This window comes from Paenibacillus sp. SAF-068, from assembly GCF_051967555.1.
Classification (GTDB): Bacteria; Bacillota; Bacilli; order Paenibacillales; family Paenibacillaceae; genus Paenibacillus.
Map to the genome: position 1 here is coordinate 775,330 of NZ_JBQCJX010000002.1, position 21,591 is coordinate 796,920.

Sequence of the window (21,591 nt, forward strand, 5' to 3'; positions counted from 1 at the left end):
AATGAATCCATCCGATGCCAATCCGTATATCTTATTTGATTTTGTAGGCGAGGATCGATGTAAACAGCGTAAAATCTTCAGAAATCCTGTTGAAGTCATTAAGGCCATATCCATTGAAGAGGTCAAACCTGGGTTGAGAAAAATTCAGGACGCTGTTGATAAGGGGTATTATGCAGTAGGTTATGTGTCCTACGAAGCTGCGCCGGCTTTCGATACCGCTTTTCGAGTTCATTCAGATGGGGTTTTACCGCTCATATGGTTTGGTATTTTTGAAGGGTATGATACAGGTTATGCATCTTCATCTGATGACTATCAGATTTCAGGATGGGAACCAACGGTTACAGAGAAGGCTTATCACCAGAATATACATAAAATTCACGAAGCCATCGCGCGGGGAGACACCTATCAGGTCAATTATACGATGCGTCTTCGATCGGAATATGAGGGTGACCCTTACGCTTTTTACACAAAGCTATGTGATGCACAACAGGCGGATTACTCAGCCATGCTGCAACTCGGTGATATCAGTATTTTGAGTGCTTCACCTGAATTGTTTTTCAAAAAGAATGGAAATCAGCTGGAGACACGCCCGATGAAAGGAACAGTGAAACGGGGGCTTTATCAGGAACAGGACGACGAATTGGCCGAGTGGCTGCATCACTCCCCGAAAAATAGGGCTGAAAATGTGATGATTACGGATTTACTCCGGAATGATCTTAGTGTTATTGCCGAGACGGGAAGTGTGCATGTACCGAGACTTTTTGATATTGAGAAATATTATACTTTGTTCCAAATGACCTCTACTGTTACAGCAAATACAAGGTCCCACATACAGCTGGAGGACATGTTCTCAGCACTTTTTCCCTGTGGTTCCATTACTGGGGCACCGAAAATCAGCACAATGGACTTAATCTATGAACTGGAAGATACGCCAAGAGAGATTTATTGCGGATCGATTGGCATGTTGAGTCCGGATGGTTCATCCGTTTTCAATGTAGCGATTCGGACAGTATGGATTGATCATCAGCGGAATCAGGCTGAATACGGTGTGGGCGGAGGTATCACTTGGGATTCGACAGCTTCGGATGAATACGCAGAGGCCAAAACAAAAGCGTTGATGCTAACGGAACAAAAGCCGTATTTTGAATTATTGGAATCGCTTCGATTGGAGAATGGCCTGTATTTCCTCTTGGAAAGACATCTTGATCGGATGATGGATTCTGCAACCTATTTTAACTTTGGGGCGAATAAAGAGGATATTCGTAACCAACTGATTGCTTATGCCAAGGAGCATTCAACCGACCTGCATAAGGTCAGAGTGTTGTTATCTCCAGTGGGAGAAATTAGGGTTGAGAGCACACCGCTTATAGAACGAAGGGAAACACAGACGGTAGCTCTCGCGAAATCACCAATGTTGTCCACTCAGCGCTTCTTATACCACAAGACAACGTATCGGGACATGTACGATGTTCATCGTGAGGCGTGTGGAGATGGTTATGATGTTCTGCTGTGGAATGAGCATGGGGAACTTACTGAATTCACAACAGGCAATGTTGTCATTGAGCAACAGGGTAAAAAATATACACCACCAAGAGATAGCGGATTATTAGCAGGTACTTTACGAAATCAGCTCCTGAATGACGGAGTACTTGAAGAAAAAGTATTAACGTACAGAGACATCATCGAAGCAACAAATATATGGCTGATCAATAGTGTCCGTGGGTGGATCTCCGTTAAAGTTTCACAGGAAAGTCTGGACCAATCGTTACATGAACTTACCGTTACTTCAGGACAGTGAAAGGAGAAAACGTTCGAATGTCATTTCATACTAACCTCCAGAGTTATTTAAGAAATGAGCTTCCGGTTCAACAACTTTCAATATCCATGCGGGCAACGTCCTCTTTTGTAACTTGGGATGAACGTAGTATCCAACCGACTGCTTCCGCCGTATTAAAGACGCAGGAACATTTCAAATATGGTCAGAGACCGAAGCTGTGGGATTCACAATCAATTCTATCGGATGGGAAACAAGCGATCCTGACAGGCAAAGGACTTGACTGTTCGGGACATCCTCAGACGCTTGCTCAGGCATTTGATCTTACTGTGAGGAATCATCCAAAGAAAAAATTGCACTATAAGATGGAAAATGGGGAAGTGCGAATATCAGACTATTTGGAATTGTCACAGAATGCTGAAAGCATCCTTCAAGGGCTAAGTCAACAAGGTGTTCAGCCGGGAGAATCCGTCATTTTGCAAATTGAACGTATAGATTACTTCGTAGCTGCAATCTGGGCTTGTATACTTGGCGGTATGAACCCCGCGCCACTGAAGCCAGCTCTTCATTTGCCAACCGATCACGTGGATCATCACAAGCTGAAGCAGGTGTGGGGGTTATTGGATTATCCCCTCATTGTAGGAGATTCCGCTGGAATGATCGAGGAGGAAGGCACACGTGAAGAAGCGGTAATTTCGGTAAAGGAGCTATTGCAGCATAACCGTTCCCAGAATAGGCATAGTAGTAAGCCCCATGACCCTGTCCTTACCCTATTTACATCAGGAACAACAGGTACACCGAAATGTGTCCGGTATCAGAATCGCCAGATCCTTGCGAATATTATAGGTATCGAACAACATCTGGGCCTCACATCTGAGGAGATTACCTTGAATTGGATGCCTTTGTATCATGCTGGTGGATTGTTAACCAATCATATCCTTGGAGTTGTGTTGGGCAGTGAGCAAGTGCTAAGTTCTGTTGAGCGTTTTTTGAATTCTCCCACTTCATGGCTGGAAGATATAGAGGAGCATCAAGTCACATTCACCTGGGCTCCTAATTTTGCCTATGCACAGCTGAATCGGCATGAAGCGGTCCATGCCAGGCCATGGGACTTGTCATCCATTCGAACCATATTGAATGTAGGTCAGCCGATCTCAGCTCACACAGGCAAGGAATTCCTTCTTCAGTTCGTTCCATTTGGACTTAGCGCTGGTAGCATTGTTCCAGCATATGGCATGACTGAGTTTTCGGGTAGTCTCTGCTTCAGCAGAACGTTTGATCATTCCGAGACAGGTGGAATTCAGCATATTGTGAAGGGATCAATGGATCATAAATTAATCTCTGCAGACGCCCCCAATACGGACGAAACAATAGCATTTGTCGAGATTGGAGAGGTAATTCCCGGAATAAGTCTGCGTATAGTAAATGATCGCAATGTTCCGCTTCCCGAAGCTCATGTCGGGAGAGTTCAACTCAAGGGAGATTCAATCATAACGGAATATTTCAAGAACAAGGAAGCAACTAACAACGTATTGACTGAAGATGGGTGGTTTGAATCGGGAGACCTCGGTTTTGTTAAAGATGGAATGTTCACATTAACAGGCAGAGAAAAAGATGTGTTAATCATGAACGGTAAAAATCTTTACAACTATGAGATTGAAGCAGTGATGAAGCAAATATATGGTGTTGATGCTGACTATGTGGCAGCAGCAGGAATTTCTGGTGGCGAGTCCGGCAATGATGAGCTGTTGTTATTTTATTCCCCTCACATTGACGATGAAGGCTTAAATATGTTTGTCATTCAGGAGATGAGAGGTAACATATCGAGACAATTTGGCGTAAATCCAAGGTATATCGTTCCGGTGAGCAGAAGGGAATTCCCGCGTACACCTACAGGTAAAATCCAGCGACTACAACTGATAGATTTACTACTGGATGGTCGATTTGATGAAACGCTCAACCGAATAGAGTGTATGCTTCATGCACGTCAACAGGCTCAGACGATGATGGAAGCAGAAGTTGCAGCAACTTCTGTTGAGCAGGATGCTTGTGTACAGGCGGAAGAAGAGGGTTCCGGGGGGACACAGATCCAGCAGGACAAGCGGTGCATTATTCACTACACATCAGAGCAAGATCATTGCCATGAGGCGCTGGTGTACACCAAAGTACGTGAATATGTAAAGGAACATAATGTACTTCTTGACCGAATTGAAGTGTACAGACAACCTCATATAGGTGAAAGTGCATCGGTTTCTTCTGAGTACTATCCATTTCTTGAGAAGGCATTTCAATCCGTCTTGGGATTGACCCAGGTGGCCCACCATGATGATTTTTTTCAATTAGGTGGTGACTCCCTTCGCATGATGCGTCTGCTCGCGATGATTGCATCCGAGTATAAGGTACGTATTCCGGTACATCGTTTTTTCAGACAAGCAACCATCAACGGAATTCTACAGGAATTGCAGAATGCGGAACCGTTCAGCAACCATGCTCCTATCCCGGTACAGCAGCAACGAACGCAGAAACTTCCGCTTACATTGAAACAAAAAAGTCAATGGGTCCTGCACATGATTGCTCCAGAGAGTGCCTTTTATACCAATACGTGTTCAATTCACTTCACCGGTGTTTTTCATATATACAGACTTCAGAGCGCTGTACAAGCACTGATTATGCGGCATGAGGCCTTGCGTATTCGCTATGGTGTCCAGGATGGGGAACCGTATCAATATGTCAAGGAGCAAGGATTTGAAATAGAAATTAGACAGGTGGATCTTACCCAGCTCCAGGAAAATGAAAGACATGTTGCAATCAGGATGGAGATTGATCGGGAATCCAACTTGCGGTTTGACCTTGTGAACGATGCATGTCTTCGGTTGTGCCTGATTGATTGCGGTCCAGACCAGCATATCCTGGTTGTGTCCATGCACCACATTATCTCTGATGGCTGGTCAGTAGAGATTTTTACCAAGGAATTGCTGCAATTATATAATGCAGATTTGGGAGATTCGCATCAAATGTTGTCGCCACCTTCTGTCTCCTATTCCGATTATGTGCTCTGGCAATACTCCTTGGAGCAGAGCAGTGATTCTCCGCTGTGGGAACTAAAAGAGTACTGGATCAATAAGCTTAACCGGACATTACCTATCATACAGGTACCCTATGATTTTCCATATCCTGAGATTAGAACGTACAAGGGAAATACGCTCGAACGTATCGTAAACTCCCAATTGACCTCCCGGACATTAGTGAAGGCAAACCGGTCAGGGGTTACGCTTTTTATGCTCTTATTCGCGGTGTATGGTTACCTGATCCATCGTTTTACCAGACAGCCCTATGTCCCCATTGGTACCGTAATGTCGAACAGGACCCGTGCCGAGGTGGAGAATCTCATCGGATTTGTAGCGAATACCGTTATTTTACCGGTCGAGTTTAGTGAAGATATGACGTTTGATGATCTGCTGGAACAGGTTAAAGGAATGTCCTTGGATGCTTATCAACATCAGGAAGTACCTGTAGAAATGCTGTTACCTGATCTTACGTATCATACGGCACCGGGATTGACACCGGGTTTTCAAGTCATGTTCACATTGCAAAATGAATTCACACACCGATATCAGCTTCAGGACGTATCTGTACGGTTGATGATTGAAGCAGGAAGTACATCCAAGTATGACTTGATTCTACATGTATATGAAGAGTCGGATATTCTTAGGCTGCGTATGGAATACAACACGGATGTGTACAGACTGGAAACCATCGAAAGGCTTCTAGAATTCTATATCACCATGCTGGAAGGGGTTGTTGAGCATTAAGCTGTCGAGTCTGAATACAATGCCTGAAACCGAGAGGCGTATGCTTCTGGAGCAATTCAATGATACGAAGACCACATACCCGCGAGAAGCAACACTGATCAGTTTGTTTGAGGAACAGGCGAAACGTTCCAGTGACCGGATTGCCTTGCGTTATGAACATACAGAGATGACATACGCCTCATTAAATAGTAAGGCCAACCACTTGGCGTTATATCTTCGACAGCAAGGCGTGAAACCAAATCAGGTTGTAGGCATTTTGTTTTCACGTTCACCCGGAATGGTTATCAGCATTCTTGCCGTACTTAAGGCAGGTGGAGCTTATATGCCGATTGATCCAGAGTACCCGAAAGAACGTATTCAATACATGCTTGAAGATAGTAAAGCACAACTCTGTATTACGGAAGAGCAGGAGTATCTGCCTGAAGAAATGTCAATTAAGGCGATCGTTCCCGACCTGCTGGATGACGAGGGGATAGAAGACATCTACGCAACCAATCCGAAACAAGTGAACCGACCTTCGGATTTGGCTTACATCATCTACACCTCAGGATCAACGGGCAAACCAAAAGGGGTCATGATTGAACATTCCAATGTGGTCAGGCTGCTTTTTAATGACCGAAACTTGTTTGACTTCACCAAAGAAGATGTGTGGACACTGTTTCATTCATTCTGTTTTGATTTCTCGGTATGGGAAATGTATGGGGCGTTATTGTACGGTGCCAGATTGATTATAGTTCCTCTGAATGTGACAAGAGAGCCAGCACAATTCCTATCATTGCTACAAAAGGAACAGGTCACCATTCTGAACCAAACTCCGACTGCCTTTTACCGAATGGCTAAACTGGAAGTACAGTCAGACTTGGATACACCGCTGGCTGTTCGAAAGGTGATTTTCGGGGGAGAAGCTCTTCAACCTACACAACTGTTGGAATGGAAGAAAAAATATCCTCAAGCTCAACTCATTAATATGTATGGCATTACGGAAACAACAGTACATGTGACATATAAGGAAATGGATTGGGATGATATCCAAGGCAAAACAAGCAACATTGGGAAACCCATTCCTACGCTTCAAATTTATATTCTCGATGAACAGCGGGAATTGGTTCCGATCGGTGTGGAAGGGGAGATTTATGTTGGCGGTGAAGGCTTGGCCAGGGGATACCTGAACCGAGAAGAATTGACGGCCGAACGGTTTGTTCCCCATCCCTTTGCACCCACACAGCGGTTATATCGAACTGGAGATCTTGCCCGCTGGCAGATGAACGGTGAACTTGAATATTTGGGAAGGATCGATCATCAAGTGAAGATCAGAGGTTTCCGAATCGAACTTGGTGAGATCGAATCCAGACTTTTGGAGATAGATGGTATACAGCAAGCAGTTGTAACGGTCAGGGAAGTGGATACAGGAGAGAGCGTTCTCTGTGCATACTATGTCTCTGATCGACTTCAGCAGAGCAAAGATTTAAGAACCAGACTGTCTCAACATCTGCCACATTATATGCTGCCTGCTCATTATACTCAGTTGAAGGCTCTGCCAATGACACTCAGCAACAAAGTTGATATCAGAGCACTTCCTGCTCCTAGCGACAGTGTGATTCCAACGGATGTTACCGATTTGGTTATGCCAAGCCATGAACTGGAATGGCAGATGCTGAACATCTGGCAGGAGATGCTGGATAACCGCAATATGGGGGTAGAGTGTGATTACTTTGAGCTTGGCGGAGACTCCATTCGTGTCATTGAACTGATCAGCCGAATGAACAGAGAGCTTGGACTGCATATCCAAATTGCCGATATGTATGATTATCCAACGATTCGCGAGCTGGCTAGACATCGTATTTCCCTTGATGCACCCGATAACATCCGGAACGAGATAGAGATGGAGTTATTACAGATGCGTACAGAATGGCTCGAGAACCCGACATTACGAGCCTTGTTACCCTCCAATGTGGAAGACGTGTATCCCATGAGCGATATTCAGCAGGGAATGGTGTTCCATTACATGAAAAATGAAGGTCTGGGTGTATATCATGATCAGTTTATATATGAGATTCATGAGCATCGAATTCAAGTGCCGAATCTTCAAACCGTTATGAATGAACTCATAGATAGGCATCCCATTTTGCGTACTGGTTTTAATATTTCCGATTTTCCCGTACCGGTCCAATATATTTGTGAACGTATACATTTTGATATTCAGGAGGTTGTGCTGGATAGTCGGGACAGCGAATCGATAGAACAGGAAATTCGGCATTATATGGAGCTTGATCGGAAGCGCCCCTTTGATATCGAGCATGCTCCGCTCTGGCGTCTCGTGATTTTCACCTCCAAGGAGGAGTCATATGTGGGGTGGATCTTTCATCATGCCATTCTGGATGGATGGAGCGTTGCCGTCTTTATGTCGGAATTACTGAATTTGTACGGTGCTCTCAAAGGAGGGGAAGTCAGTGCCTAATCCGTTAAAAACGAGCTACAAAGATTATGTTATAGATCAGATGGCCCAATCTAGAAATTCGTCCATTATGGAGTATTGGCGTGAAGAACTGCTGGATTATCGAAAATACTCATTCCCGGAACAGTCCGAGATTCATCATGGCAATTCAGTAGCCAACTCAACTGTGACTCCTCTTCCATCGGAACTGTACACCCAGTTAAAAGAAGCGGCACGTAATCAGCGTGTTACGGTTAAATCCTTGTGTCTGTCTGCATTCGTCACTTCTTTATATATGATGTCATACGAGGATGATATCCTGATCGGGCTTGTCGAAAATGGACGTCCTATCCATGAGGATGGGGCACGCATATTGGGCTGTTTCCTAAATACTGTTCCTATGCGCACACAATTCGACTCTCTGGTGAACTGGGGAGACATTACTCAGGATGTATATCGTAAACAAGCTGCACTCAAAAAGTATGGCCGGTTGTCCCTTGTTCAGATTCTGAATGCAATTGGGGAGCAAAGCAGCCGAGAAAATCCGCTGTTTGATATCGCCTTTAACTATATTGATTTTCATGTGTATGAGTCTGTGGAAAAAGGAATGTTTGAATTTAAGTCTTACAGCTATGAGCAAACAAACACGCTCCTTGATTTCAGTATTTCAGTAACTCTCGGTGAGTTGTCCGTCAAAATGGTGTCATCTTATCCAACAGCATTCACAGATCAGCTGCTTGAAGTATATCTGAGGGTTCTTGGTTGCTTGCTTAGCAAACCTGAAGAGAAGATCGATACAGCCGGTATTATCACGGAGGAAGAATACACGTTACTCGAAACTTACAATGACACAACTGCCGAATATCCTTATGAGGCAACCATTGTAGAACTGCTCGAGCAACAGGTTATACAGCAATCTGAACGAACCGCAATTGTCATGGGGGAGGAGAAGTTATCTTACCGGGAATTCGGTAAGCGAGTGGATCAGTTTGCAGTTCAGTTGCTCGAATCTGGTGTTGAACCTGGACAGAATATTGGACTTGTTTCAAGACGGTCCATAGAGATGATAACGGCCATTTTCGCCATTTTGAAAGCTGGCTGTACCTACATTCCGCTGGATCCGGAGTTCCCGACTGAGCGAATTCGTACGATGCTTGCAGATAGTGATGTGACTGTACTTATCGCTGAAAAGGATCTGTTCATCAGTGGCTATGAAGGCAAGCAGATCAATCTGATCCAGCAAGAACAGTTACAGAGTGACTGCGAGCGGCAAGGTGTGGACATGTTCACGAAATGCCATAGATCGGCTGAAGATGTCGCCTATATTATGTATACATCGGGGTCTACAGGTAAACCGAAGGGTGTACAAACGACACACCGTAACATTGTAAAGACCGTAATCAATAACGGTTTTATGGATATTCTTGAAACGGACCGGATGTTGCAACTCTCCAATTATGCATTTGATGGCTCAACATATGAAATATTCGGTGCTTTACTAAACGGAGCTACACTTGTGCTGATTCCCAAAGAAACCGTTCTTAACGTGTCAGAGCTTGCTGATACACTGGAGCGTGAACGAATTACTTCGGCTTTTATGACTGCTGTACTGTTCAATGCCATTGTGGAGTGGGATGTTCAATGTTTGAAACATGTGAGAAGGCTTTTCTTTGGCGGAGAGGCTGGATCCAAAAAGCATGTGGAGAAGGCTTTGCAGGTTCTGGGGAATGACCGGATTGCTAACGGATACGGTCCGACCGAAACGACCGTTTTTGCAACGACTTATCTGGTCAATCAACGTTTGCTGGATTATAACACAGTTCCCATCGGAAGACCTGTTCACAATACCCGGGCTCATGTAATGAATCGAAAAGGACAACTTCAACCTGTTGGAGTACCCGGCGAATTGTATGTTTCCGGTGATGGACTTGCGTCAGGTTACCTGCATCAGGATGAGTTAACCGAAGAACGTTTTGTAATCGGTTCTGCTGGAGACAGAATGTACAAAACAGGTGACCTCGTTCGCTGGTTGCCGGATGGAAACCTCGAGTACATGGGAAGATTGGATCAGCAAGTGAAGATTCGTGGAAACCGGATTGAACTTGGCGAGATCGAGGACAGGCTATCGAGGATTGAATCGATTCAGGATGCTGTGGTCACGACAGAGAAAGATGAGCAGGGGCATACCTATTTATTTGCGTATATCGTCCCAAGTGATAACAAAACTCCTGTGCTGGACTGGAAAAAAGAGCTGAGGCAGACCCTGCCTGAATATATGGTCCCCAATACGTTCGTTACATTGAAAACCTTCCCCATGACACTGAACGGTAAGCTCGACCGGAAGGCACTTCCCAAGCCCACGAGAAGACAGACCAACCATTTTGTTGCTCCGGCTAATGTATTTGAAGAGAAATTAGCACATATCTGGGAAGAAATATTGGATATACAAAGTGTGGGAGTAGAGGAGCATTTCTTTGAAATCGGAGGGCATTCACTTAAAGCTATGATGCTTGTAGCCAGAGTGCAGAAGGAAACCGGCGTAAAGGTTTCACTACAGGATGTATTTATCATGCCTACGATTCGGGAGATGGCCATGTGGATTATGACAGCACGCTCGACAGACCAGCCTGGAGAGGAACTTGTGCCTGTACCCTACAGGGACACGTACCCGGCATCTTCCATTCAACAACGGATGTACATTGTTCAGCAAATGGAAAATGCAGCAGTTAGCTACAATATGCCTTTCCTGGTCCGATTAAATGGCAAGCTGGATGTAAATGCCTTGGAGAAATCAATGCAGATGCTGATTGAGAGACATGAGACATTGAGAACATCATTTGAGTTACACCATGGTGAACTGCGGCAGCGTATTCACAGGCCTGAGCAGATATCTCTTGAATCGTTACGTTTCAGTGAAGCTGCATTAGCAGAGGCGGAAGAATCGGCTATCCAGTCGTTTGCTGAACAATTCATCCAGCCATTTGATCTGGGAGAAGCTCCTTTGTTCCGAAGAGGTTTGCTTCGGATAAATGAGGAGAGTCATGTGCTGCTGCTTGACCTGCATCATATTATTTCAGATGGACAATCCATAGAGATTCTAATATCGGACTGGGTTCGGTTATACCAGGGGCAGACTCTTTCGGACCTGAGTGTGCAGTACAAGGATTATGCTGTCTGGGAACAGGAGAAATATCTTCAACAAGAGGCATACAACAAAAGTCAGGAGTACTGGTTGTCCTTGTACCAAGTCGAAGTCCCGGTTCTTGAAATACCAACAGATCATCTGCGCTCGCCGATCCGCAGATTCGAGGGAAGTCGTGTGAATGTAACGTTAGAGCCTGCCCTCGTGAGTCAATTAAAAGATGCGGCTACGACCAATCAGCAGACCTTATTTATGCTTATGATGGCGTCCTATCAGATTTTGTTGTCCAAATATTCTGCGGCAGAAGATGTTATAGTGGGCACCCCGTTCACATGCAGAGATACAATCCAACATGAACGAATGGTAGGCATGTTCGCCAATACGCTGGCACTTCGAAGTGAACCCAAGGCAGAACTGTCAGTAAGCGTATATCTGGAGAAAATGAGAGAAATTACGCTGGCAGCATATCAATACGGCCGATACCCACTGGAAGATCTGATAGATCGCTTGTCGCTTCCGTTTGATTCAAGTCGACATCCATTGTTCGATACAATGTTTATGTTGCAGGATTCAGCAACAACACAGATGCATATACCGGGACTTGAGGTTCAGTATGAAGAGTGGGATCATCATACATCAAAATTTGACATGACATGGGTCTGCACATATTCCGAAGATGATATGACGTTATCTGTTGAATATCGAACGGATCTGTGGGAATCCCATACCGTAAAACGGATGATACAACATTATGTACATTTACTGGAGCAGATTGTGGCTCTCCCAGAACAGAGTATCGGGGAACTGGAGCTTGTAACCGAATCCGACATGGCACAGATAGATGGATGGAATAACAGCCATGCAGATTATCCTCAAGATGCTTCCGTGGCTGAGCTGTTCGAACAGCAGGTTGAGCTCGGTAGAGAGAATCCGGCCGTCGAGATGGACGGTTATCGTGTTACGTATGGGGAGTTAAATGATCGTGTGAATCGTCTTGCACGATACCTTATTTCAAGGGACGTTCAGGTTGGGCAACGTGTCGGGCTAATCATGGACCGCTCCATTGGGGTCATTGTTGCAATGCTCGCCATCGTCAAGAGCGGAGGGGCGTACGTCCCTATTGATCCGAGCTTCCCGGCGGACAGGAAGACATTCATGTTGAAGGATAGCGGAGCAAGGTGGTTGATTGCAGATCATCCTGATCAGATCCCCAACTATGATGGCGAAGTTCTGATTTTTAATGAAAATGCCTGGGCACAAGAGTCCGGATTGAATCCGGTTCCTATCCGAAATAATGTGAATAACAGCGCGTATGACGAGTCTCCTGGCTCGGAAGATCCCTTATATGTCATGTACACCTCTGGTTCCACCGGTACCCCAAAAGGGGTAATTACGACGCACCGCAATGTGATCAAGACGGTGATTCATAATGGTTACGTAGGTATCACACCTGAGGACCGCCTGCTACAGATATCTAATTATGCGTTTGACGGATCGACTTTCGACATCTATGGTGCCCTGTTACACGGTGCTGAACTTGTTTTGCTGAAACGGGAAGAGGTGCTGGATGGGAATGCTCTCGCCAAGGCCATTCGCGAACAACATATCACGATTGCTTTCATGACAACGGCACTATTTAACACACTGGTAGATCTGGATCCGGCATGCTTGCACGGGACTAGGAAAATTCTCTTTGGCGGTGAGAAAGTATCCGGAACACATGTCAAAAAGGCCGTTGATTTGCTCGGCAAGGATAGACTTGTACATGTATATGGGCCGACAGAAACAACGGTATTTGCCACATTTTACTCCATCGTTTCTGGTGAATACATTCCCATTGGACAGCCAACGAATAATACAAAAGTGTATGTGCTGAATCATGAAGGCAAGCGATTGCCTGTTGGTATTCCTGGCGAGTTGTATATAGGTGGACAAGGACTTGCCCAAGGATATTTGGGACAACCGGAGCTCACCCGTGACAAATTTATAGCTAGCCCATTTATTCCGGGAGAACGTCTATATCGGACTGGAGATTTGGTTAAATGGCTACCGGATGGAAACCTGGAATTCATTGATCGAATAGATCATCAAGTGAAGATTCGTGGTAATCGGATCGAACTAGGGGAAGTAGAGGGGCGCCTGCGTAAGCTGTCAGGTATCCATGAAGCGATAGTGATGGCGGATCGTGATGATCAGGGACACTCCTATCTATGCGCGTACATTTTACTTCAGGATGGAGAAGCCAAGCAGTCCTTTCAAGAACGGGTAACGATGTGGAAGCAGGAACTCAAGCAACAAATGCCTGAATATATGGTCCCAACCGTCTTCTCCATATTGAATGAGATACCGCTCACTTCGAATGGAAAGATTGATCGGAAGAAACTTCCGAAGCCGACCATTGTACGAGGGCAGCAATATGTTCCGGCAGAGAATCCAGTCCAACAGGGCTTGATTGAGATATGGGAAAGCGTTCTAGGCATTAAGAAGATAGGAATACAGGATCATTTCTTCGAATTGGGCGGACACTCTCTGAAAGCCATGTTACTAGTAGGCAAGATTCACCAGGAACTTGATGTCAGACTTACCTTGCTGGATGTATTCCAGACGCCAGTTCTTCGGGACATGGCTGGATGGATTCAAAAGGCCACTCGAAATCAGTATAAAGCCATTGATCCGGCACCGATGATGCAATCATATCCTGTTACAGCGGTTCAGAAACAGATCTATTACGCCCAGCAATATGAAAACAGTGGAACAAGTTATAACATGCCAATGTTATTTGAGATATCAGGAGCATTAGACACCGCTCGTCTGGAAGCATGTTTTAGACGGCTCATCGCACGCCATGAAGTCCTGCGGACCTCATTTGATATGGAAAATAGCGAATTAATTCAACGCATTCATTCGATAGATGAAGTGGAATGGAAGCTTGAAAGGTGGACTATGGATTCATTGGAATCCTCGATCAAGGAACGGGATGGAACTGAACCAGATCCGATGTCTGGCGTGATGTCCACTTTCGTTAAACCATTTGATTTGGCAGAGGCACCGCTGATCAGAGCAAGCGTATTTGAGATCGATAAGGAACGGTATGTGCTGGCACTGGATACACATCACATTGTGTCTGACGGGGTATCTACTCATCTGATATATGATGAGCTATTTGATCTTTATCAGGTGCGGACGCTTGATCCGATACGTGTTCATTACAAGGATTATGTGATGTGGAAACAGAAACAGCGGACGAGCCGTACCTATGAGGAAGCACAGCAGTTCTGGTTGGATCAGTACTCAGAATTTGAGAGTTCCGCAGAACTTCCAATGGATCGTGCACGTCCTGCCATCAGATCCTACCGGGGGGCATCTTATACATTTGGTTTGCCAAGTAAAAAGGTACAGGAATTGAAAAAAGCAGCTGCCGGTTACGGGGCTACTCCATTCATCCTTCTTTTATCAGTGTATGGCCTGATGTTATCTAAATATACGGGTGATGAGGACATCACCGTAGGGGCACCGATTGCCGGACGAGAACATGTAGATGTGGAGCCCATTGTAGGGATGTTTGTAAACACGTTGCCTTTAAAGCTTAATCCGGCTGCTGATCTGACGGTTGGTGATTATATCCAGCATGTCAAAAAATATATGCTGGCAGTACATGAACGAGGCATATATTCTCTCAGTGATCTATTAGATAAACTTCATTGTTCTTTTCAACCAAACCGAAATCCCTTATTTGACACACTGTTTGTACTGCAGGATATGACGCTCCCTGTCAAAACACTTCAGGATATGTCTGTTCGCAAGTTGGATTGGCATGGACAGCAGGCCAAATTCGATATGTCTTGGGTATGGCATGAAGATGGGGATGAACTCGTGGCTGAGGTTGAATACAGTTCAGATCTATGGGATCGGGTTACCATCGAACAAATGACTCGTCATTATGTTCATTTGCTGGAACAACTATTGAGTAGCGCGGATACGAAACTTCGGGAGCTGGAGCTGCTTACCCCGCCAGAAAAAAAGTATTTTAGAGAGCTTAATAAAACCGATGCAGAGTATCCAAGAGACTGGACTGTTACGGATGCATTTGAATCCATCGTATCAGAGCAACCTGAACACGAGGCACTCTTGTACGGCACAGAGATGGTGACATATGGACAACTGAACGAACGTATAAACCGGATGGCGGCATTACTGAAACGACGTGGAATTAAACCTGGAGACTGTGTGGGACTGTTAACACATCGTAAACCGGAGATGATCATTGCCATCCTGGCGATATTAAAAGCGGGAGGAACGTATGTCCCTCTCGATCCCAAATTCCCGGAAGAGCGACTAACATACATTTTACGGGACAGTGGAGCGCAGTGGCTCATCATGGAGCAGCATCAGACTCTTGATTCCTACGCGGGAACAATCATCCCACTGCTCGAACCACAAGTTTATGCAGAGGGGAGTTTAGTACAAACGCCAATCTCATATTCAGCAGAGCAGCCAGTCTATATCATGTACACCTCGGGGTCTACCGGAATGCCCAAGGGTGTGGTAACGAGTCATCGCAATGTAGTGAAAACCTGTATCAATAGCGGATTTGTTGAAATTGGGCGAGAGGATCGAATGTTACAGTTGTCCAATTATGCATTTGACGGGGCCACATATGAAATCTTTGGAGCACTTCTTAATGGAGCCACGCTCGTGCTTATGCCTAATCAACACGTTTATGATGTGTCATATCTTACCCGCATATTAAGACAAGAGAGGATCACGAGTCTCTTCATGACAACCTCTCTGTTCAACACGGTAGTTGATTATGACGTACACAGCTTGCGTGGTATGAGGAAACTGTTTATTGGGGGCGAAGCTGCCTCGGTGAAGCATGTCATTAAAGCGCTGGATGTGTTGGGGGAACATCGGATTGTAAATGGGTATGGACCGACCGAGACGACCGTATTTGCAGCAACGTATTCCATTGATGAGAGCGTAAGGAAAACCGGGCGTGTTCCCATTGGCCGAGCCATTCATAATACAAGGCTCTATGTATTGAATACATGGGGCAAGCCTCAACCTGTGGGAGTTCCTGGAGAATTGTTCATCGGAGGCGAGGGGCTGGCTGCCGGATATCTGGGACAACCGGAGTTGACGAAAGAAAGATTCTTGGACTGGCAGATGGAAGGGGAAGATAGAGTCTATCGTACCGGAGACCTCGTAAGGTGGTTAAAGGATGGCTCTATCGAATATCTGGGAAGATTGGATCAGCAAGTGAAAATCCGTGGAAATCGGATTGAACTGGCAGAGATCGAGGATCACATCCTTGCACTAAAGGAGGTCAACGAAACTGTAGTTACCGCACATCGTGACGACCAAGGGCATTCCATGTTGGCGGCTTATGTTGTAATTGACCCTGCAAGTGTACTTGCCCAAAATGAAATGAAAAACGAACATCAAGCCGAAAACTGGAGAAAAATATTAAAAGAAACACTTCCTGACTATATGATTCCATCCGTATTCATCCATCTTCCATCCTTACCGCTAACACGGAATGGGAAGCTGGACCGAAAAGCGCTGCCTAAACCCGACATTGCAAGATTGTCTTCAAATTATGTGGCTCCTTCAACACATACGGAGAAGGAACTGGCGCAATTATGGACTGAGGTTCTGGACCTTACACAAGCGGGCTTGCATGATCATTTCTTCGAAGTGGGCGGTCATTCACTGAAAGCAATGGTACTCATAGCGAAAGTGCAGGAGAAATGGGGCATCAGATTAAGCATGCCGGATTTATTTGATGCGCCAACGCTGAAACAGATGGCTTCCTCGATTGACCAAGGGGATAAGCAGAATCATACTCGTATCCCGCGCGTCAATGAGCAAGAGAATTATCCCGTATCGTCGGCTCAGAAGAGATTATATTTGGTGGAACAATTTGAGGATACCGGCACAAGTTACAATATGCCCATGGTGCTGAGGATAAACGGGAAACCCGATTTCACCCGGTTAGAGCTTGCACTCAAAGGACTTATTCGTCGGCATGAATCGCTAAGAACCTCCTTCAGAATGGTTGATGGTGAACTGCGACAGCTCATTCATGAATTGAAAGACATGCATTGGAAACTGGAATACAGAGACGAACCTGAGACTCTTGCTGTTCATGAAAAGGATGAACAGATTGCTCGGTATATTGGCATATTTGTCCGGCCTTTCGATCTTGGATGTGCACCGCTTATGAGAGCAGGCTTATGTGCACTTTCAGACAGAGAATATGTGTTGGTCATCGACATACATCACATTGTGTCGGACGGAGTGACGACCGGAATTCTGTATCAGGATTTGATTCAGCTCTACCAGGGACATTCTCTTGATGGAATGACAGTGCAATATAAGGATTACACCGTGTGGATGAATGAACAGAAGGACAAGTCGTCCTACCTGACGAGTGAAGATTACTGGCTCAAACGGTACGAGAAAGACATCACCGTATTGGATATCCTCACAGAGGGGCGTCGTCCAGGCAGGCGACAGTTCACAGGTTCTTCCCATACGTTTGAACTGAGTGCTGAGCTGAGTAGTGCTGTGAAACAATTAGCACAACAGACAGATGCAACACTCTTCATGGTGATGTTGGCAGCGTATAACCTTCTTCTGTCCAAGTACACCGGGGAAAAGGATATTGTTGTGGGCATTCCATTTGCGGGAAGAACACATACGGATATCTCTTCCGTTACAGGCATGTTCGTGAACACTTTGGCGCTAAGACAAGAATTGTGTGGTGATCTTCGGATTCACGAGTGGATCGGTCATGTGCGTAGGGACACATTGCTGGCTTATGAACATGGAGAGTACCCAGTGAATGAACTTATCGAGAAGCTGCAAATTACAAGAGATCCGGAGCGCAATCCGTTATTTGACACCATGTTTGTTCTACAGGATGCCAAACCCCGAACGGTAGAACTGCAAGAGTTGCATATTGAACCTCTGGATTGGATGAGTAACACTTCTAAATTCGATATGACTTGGGTAGTTCACGAGAATCAGGAATCTCTTAAACTGACCATAGAATATGCGACAGACCTTTACGAACATTCTCAGATGGAGAATATGGCGCTTCACTATGAGCATGTGTTAAGGCAAATGTCTACCTCTCCAGACATATTGCTGGAGGAGATCAGGCTGATTACTCCCTCGGAAGAGCAGGAGATATTGGGACAGTTCAATGACACTTATGCAGAGTATCCGCGTGATCGTACAATTAGTCAATTGTTTGAAACCCAAGCGTTGCTTCGTCCCAATCAAACGGCATTGCACTTTTATGGGGAGACGCTAACCTATCAGGAGCTTCACCAGAAGGCCTGTCAGCTTGCAAGCTATCTTGAGCAGAGCGGCTTACGCCGTGGACATGCTGTCGGATTGTTGGCAGACCGTTCGATTGACATGATTGTGTCGATCTTGGGAATCTTGCAAGCAGGGGGTGTATATGTTCCGCTGGATCCATCCTATCCACAGGAGAGAATGATCTATATGTTGGAACACTGTCATGCCAATATGCTCGTTGCTCCATCGGACAGACCTCTCCCTGGGTTCAAAGGGGTCATGGTGCCACTGGAAGAGTCCAGTCGGACTCTATTAGAGAAAGACACATTATCTGTTCAATACGATGGTAGTTCCACGACATTATCGGATGAGGCGACCCTGCCAGCGTACATTATGTATACTTCGGGATCGACCGGTTTACCGAAAGGTGTGGTCACTACACACCGAAATGTCATAAAGACTGCGATGAATAATGGATTTATCGATATCCGTGAAGAGGATCGGATGTTACAGCTCTCCAACTATGCCTTTGACGGATCAACTTATGAGATCTTCGGTTCATTATTAAACGGGGCAACGCTTGTACTGATCAGCAGAGAGGACATGCTGGATATCAACAAGCTTTCCTCCATCATGAAGGGTCAGAGGATCACATCTGCCTTTGTAACCAGTGTTCTGTTTAATGCGCTGGTCGATCATGATGTAACCTGCCTGCAATATGTGCATCGATTATTTGTTGGAGGAGAGGCACTCTCCAAATCGCATGTCATGCAAGCTCATCAATATCTGGGAGACGACCGGATCGCGAATGGGTATGGTCCGACCGAAACAACTGTTTTTGCAACGACCTATAATGTTGGGCGTCATCTGACAGGTCACAGTTCGGTACCTATTGGAAGACCCATTCATAATACAAAAGCCTATGTTCTCAATGCGCAAGGCCACCTTTTACCTGTTGGTGTAGCCGGTGAATTGTATATTTCCGGTGAGGGTGTAGCAGCGAAATATGTCGGGGATGCGGATCTGACGCAGAACAGGTTTCTGGAAGATCCATTCTGTCCCGGTGAACGAATGTATCGGACAGGGGACAGAGTTCGATGGATGCCTGATGGCTGTATTGAGTTTCTTACACGGATCGATCATCAGGTCAAAATTCGCGGGCACCGGATTGAACCGGGAGAGATTGAGTCTAGGCTGATACAGCATTCTGACATACAGGAAGCAGTCGTTGTTCCTCGACAGGACACTACAGGACATTATCTGTGTGCTTATATCGTTTCATCGGGAGGATTCCAAGAACAAGAGCTCAGAAAGTATGTTCAGCAGAGTTTGCCCGAATACATGGTGCCGTCGTATTTTGTACCTATTGCAAAGCTCCCGGTAACGCGTAACGGCAAGTTGGATCGAGGAGCTCTCCCGGCACCGGATCTGAACAGCATAAAAGGAGATTATCGTGCACCTGTAACTCATGAAGAACAGATATTGGCCCAAGTCTGGTCAGAAATACTGGGTGTGGAACGTGTGGGAATCGACGACAACTACTTTGTCCTCGGAGGGGATTCCATTAAGTCCATACAGATTGCATCAAGACTCACTCGTCATCAGCTCAGACTACAGGTGAAGCATTTAATGCTGTATCCGACAATCGCGGAGTGTGCCGAGTTCCTGGAACCTATGGAAATGAGGAAAGAACAACTGGACATCATTGAAGGAGAGATCCCTCTTACGCCAATTCAACAATGGTTCTTTGCACAAGGGTACAGCGACATGAATCATTGGAATCAATCCATGATGCTATACAACCCAGAAGGGTGGGATACGGACACGGTAAAAGAGGTGTTCCATAAACTTTATGGACACCACGATGCACTCCGTATCCGATTCGATATGCAACCCGATGGTGTGGTACAGCGCGTTTCATCAATAGACAAGGATAAGGATTTCCCTGTGGAAATATATGAAGTGGAAGCTGACGGAGACGATGCCCACCTTGAACGTCTTGCCACAGCGATTCAATCCAGGGTGAACCTGGGACATGACTTAATTCAGCTTGGTGTGTTCAGAACACCTGAAGGTGACCATCTGCTTATTGCAATGCATCACCTTATTATTGACGGTGTATCGTGGCGAATTCTGCTGGAAGATTTCCATTGCATGTATCAGGCTATTCTCCTGGGTGACAAGACGGTGAAGTTGCCTGAGAAGACGGATTCCTATGCTTTCTGGAGTCGTGAACTTCAGAACGTAGCCACAGCGGAAGAGATGAAGCGTCAACAAGCCTACTGGAACAAGTTAAATCAGAAAGCACTACAACTTCGTGATCATCATGATAAACCTGGTTTGCTCAAACAAAGCAAAACAGTGACTATGGAACTGGAACCATACAGAACGCGCCAGCTATTGACTGAAGTTCATCGTGCGTATCATACCGAAGTCATGGATATTCTGTTGACGGCTCTCTCCATGACGTATGCAAAAGACATTGTTATCGATCTTGAAGGACATGGAAGAGAAGGAATACTGGACCATGTGGATACCACAAGGACCGTAGGCTGGTTTACCACGATCTATCCTGTGCTTCTCCGTACAACTCATGAAGAACTTGGTGAAGCGCTGCGTCATACGAAAGAAATGCTCCGTGGCATTCCCGGCAAGGGGACCGGGTATTCAATCCTGAAATATTTGACTACCGGGTTCACTTTTGAGGGTGGGCCGTGTACTCCCGATATTGTCTTTAATTATCTTGGACAGTTTGGAGGAGATACACAAGGCGAGTCGATCGCCGTGTCACCCATGCCTATGGGAGAATTAATCAGTCCACTTAACAGAATGTCGCATTTCGAAGAGTGGAACTGTGTTGTCGATCAGGGGAAATTCCAACTGATCCTTCGTTATGATCCCTTAAGAATGGATGAGAGAGAAGCTATGGAGCAAGTAGCCCGCTACGGCTCGAATCTGGAGAGATTGATTGTACATTGCCTGACTCGTGAAGCTGAGGAATTTACACCCAGCGACTTTAGCGATGCAGACCTCACGTTGGACGAACTTGATGATATCTCGGATATCATTGACAAGTTGTGAGCATTCCGGAGATTCCTGAGAATGAACAGGGGATCTCCGG

General features: G+C 45.6%; 4 protein-coding genes. All 4 read left to right on the forward strand.

Going from position 1 to position 21,591, the window contains the following annotated elements:
• The first annotated feature begins 1 nt into the window (after position 1).
• The 4 genes from pabB to ACTHPG_RS17455 are packed head-to-tail and all read left to right on the forward strand — an operon-like array spanning position 2 to position 21,551.
• Complete coding sequence (gene pabB / locus ACTHPG_RS17440; protein WP_440390754.1) at positions 2-1,798, forward strand: aminodeoxychorismate synthase component I; 1,797 nt, start codon at positions 2-4, stop codon at positions 1,796-1,798.
• Positions 1,799-1,815: 17 nt separating this feature from the next.
• Positions 1,816-5,586 (forward strand): condensation domain-containing protein, encoded by a 3,771-nt coding sequence (locus ACTHPG_RS17445; protein WP_440390755.1) that lies wholly within the window; start codon positions 1,816-1,818, stop codon positions 5,584-5,586.
• Positions 5,576-8,044, forward strand: coding sequence for a non-ribosomal peptide synthetase (locus ACTHPG_RS17450; RefSeq protein ID WP_440390756.1), 2,469 nt, complete (start codon positions 5,576-5,578; stop codon positions 8,042-8,044). The genes ACTHPG_RS17445 and ACTHPG_RS17450 overlap by 11 nt, the downstream gene beginning before the upstream one ends.
• On the forward strand, positions 8,037-21,551 hold the full coding sequence (locus ACTHPG_RS17455; RefSeq protein ID WP_440390757.1) for an amino acid adenylation domain-containing protein: 13,515 nt from the start codon (positions 8,037-8,039) through the stop codon (positions 21,549-21,551). The genes ACTHPG_RS17450 and ACTHPG_RS17455 overlap by 8 nt, the downstream gene beginning before the upstream one ends.
• Positions 21,552-21,591 lie beyond the last annotated feature (40 nt).

Coding starts and splice junctions, on each gene's coding strand:
- pabB (WP_440390754.1), top strand. CDS start 2: ATGAATCCATCCGATGCCAATCCGTATATCTTATTTGATTTTGTAGGC.
- ACTHPG_RS17445 (WP_440390755.1), top strand. CDS start 1,816: ATGTCATTTCATACTAACCTCCAGAGTTATTTAAGAAATGAGCTTCCG.